The organism is Streptomyces sp. NPDC059002 (assembly GCF_042740435.1).
Classification (GTDB): Bacteria; Actinomycetota; Actinomycetes; order Streptomycetales; family Streptomycetaceae; genus Streptomyces.
Map to the genome: position 1 here is coordinate 97,196 of NZ_JBHYJI010000024.1, position 2,359 is coordinate 99,554.

At 72.9% G+C, this 2,359-nt stretch carries 3 protein-coding genes; all 3 read right to left on the reverse strand.

Annotated features, from left to right (window positions below; all coding sequences use genetic code 11):
- Positions 1-259 (reverse strand): hypothetical protein (locus ACFWZ2_RS22390; protein ID WP_384548296.1); only part of this gene is annotated, 259 nt, incomplete at its 3' end.
- Positions 260-494: 235 nt separating this feature from the next.
- Complete coding sequence (locus ACFWZ2_RS22395) at positions 495-1,295, reverse strand: TIGR03936 family radical SAM-associated protein (RefSeq protein WP_384548250.1); 801 nt, start codon at positions 1,293-1,295, stop codon at positions 495-497.
- Between the two features lie 132 nt (positions 1,296-1,427).
- Positions 1,428-2,359: hypothetical protein (locus tag ACFWZ2_RS22400; protein ID WP_384548252.1), on the reverse strand; the 932-nt coding region annotated here is incomplete at its 5' end.

The window sequence follows — 2,359 nt, forward strand, 5'->3', positions numbered from 1 at the left end:
CGGGCTCGGGGGCGGGCTCGGTGGCCTGCGCCGGAGCCTCGGTGGCCTCGGTGACTTCTTCGGTCTCTTCGGTCTCTTCGACCTCTGCGACGTCCTCGGCGGCGGGGGCGGCCGGTATGGCCGGGGCCGCGGCGGTCGCGGCGGTGCCCCCGGGCGGACCCGCGGGGCGCGACGCCGCACGGCGCCGACGGCGCGGCGGCAGGGTGTCGCTGGGGGTGTTGTTCTGCGAGCCCTCAGTGGGTTCGTTCGGCTCAAGCATGCGGGCGGTTCTCCCGTCACGCTCCCGGGCGCCGCGCCTGGTCCGGTGATGTCCGCGGCTCGCGCTAGGTGCGCGGGGCCGCCATCCGGGGGCGTGGGCGCCGCACGGGAGCTCTATGTCTTGTCTCGCCGGTTCCGTACGCCCAAGTGCGGACGGCCTGGCGAAAGTCTCGGTCAGTGCGCTGCCCGACCCAGGTGGCTCCCGAGTACGAGGGCTGCGCTTTGACGTACGTCCTTTAGCGGGGGCCTTCCGGCGCCGGTGCCTTCGCGGCGGCAGGTACGGCGGCCGTGGGTGATGCGGCCGTGACTGCCTCGCGGTCGGGCGCGAGCGGGTCGGTCACCGTGCCGGTCTCTTCATCGAAAAGCCCCTGCGCCAGCCTGGTCACCGCTGCGGGGACCGGCGGCGCCAGGTCGGCCACAGCTCGGAGACCGGACAGGACGTCGTCAGGTCGTACGGCAGGTGTCACGTGCCGAACAACCAGCCGCAGTATCGCACAGGGCTTGTCGCTCGGCCTATCAGTGTCGTGAGTGATCACTTCGCCATCGGTGACGGCGTCCAGGCTCACGACTGCCTCGCGCGCGTCGAAGGTGCGCATGCCGTTCTTCGTGCGGCGCTGCACCTCGACCGTCTCTGCCGCCCGGAACAGGTCGGCGGCGCGCTGGGCCTCCGCGGGCTCCACGCCGTCCAGGCGCAGCTCCCAGATGGAGGCGGTCAGCCGGTCGGCGAGCCCGGAGGTGTGGGACTCGACGGCGTCGACGATGTCGAGCCCCGCGGGCATCGACTCGTCGAGGAGCACGCGGAGCTTCTCCGGGTCGCGCGGCGCGGTGAGCGCGATCTCCAGGTACTCGGCCTCACTGCCGGTGCCGGTGGGTGCGGCATTGGCGTACGACACCTTCGGGTGCGGGGTGAACCCCGCCGAGTACGCCATGGGCACCTCGGCGCGGCGCAGCGCACGCTCGAAGGCGCGCTGGAAGTCACGGTGGCTGGTGAACCGGAGGCGGCCGCGCTTGGTGTAGCGCAGTCGGATGCGCTGCACCGCGGGTGCGGGCGGCGGGCCTACGGGCTGTCGCTTGCCCAGTGGAACTTCTCCTTGTGTGCGGTCCGGGAACACCCCCGCACAGGCGGGGAGCAGTCTGGATGACGCTTACGCAGCGTCGTCCAGTCAGGATCACCCCCGCGCAGGCGGGGAAACTGCACTCCCGGGATTCTTCTCTAGGTTACGCGGCTCCGGCGTGTCCTGTTCCCGCCGGGCCACCGGTACCGGCGCCGGCTCCTTCGGCGCCCCGAACAGCATGCGGCGTACGTCGGCCCGGGCCTGGCGGACGCTCTCCCGGGCGGACGCGAGGGCCTGGCGGGTGGTGCGGCCGATGCTGCGGGCGGCCTCGGCGGCGGGGCGCCACACCAGGTCGCGGACCACGTGCCCGACGGGTGTGAGGACCGTCCGGTACGCCCAGCGCACCGGCTCGACGAAGATCCACCGAAGGAGCTTGCCGAGGAAGCGGCCCACGGCGAGCGAGATGTGGCCCGCGACGCGCCAGGCGTGCCCGAGGGCGTCGCCGACCTCGCGCGCGACGACGGCGATGGCCCGCCCGACGGGCGCGAGCACCCAGCGCCACAGGGCGACGGCGGGCACGACGAGGAGCATGCGCAGGAGCCAGGCGACGCCGTGGCCCACGGGCGTCATGACCCAGCGGTAGAACCACACCGCGGGCACCACGATCAGCATCCGCCCCAGCCACGCGAGACCGATGCCGACGGGCACCACCACGTACCGCCAAAGACCCACCCACGGCCACACGAACACGGCCTTGAACAGCCACGTCAGGACCGTGCCGACGCCGTGGCCCACGGGCGTAAGGACGCGCGCGTAGAGCCAGGTCGCGGGGGTCACGACGAGGGTGCGCCACAGCCATGCGCAGCCCGCGCCGATGCCGCGCGCGAGCCGGGCGACGCCGTGGCCGACGGGTGTCAGCACGGACTTGTACAGCCACACCGCGGGGACGACGAACAGGATCCGCCCCAGCCATCCGAGAGCGCTGCCGACCGGCACCACCACGTACCGCCAAAGACCCACCCACGGCCACACGAACACGGCCTTGA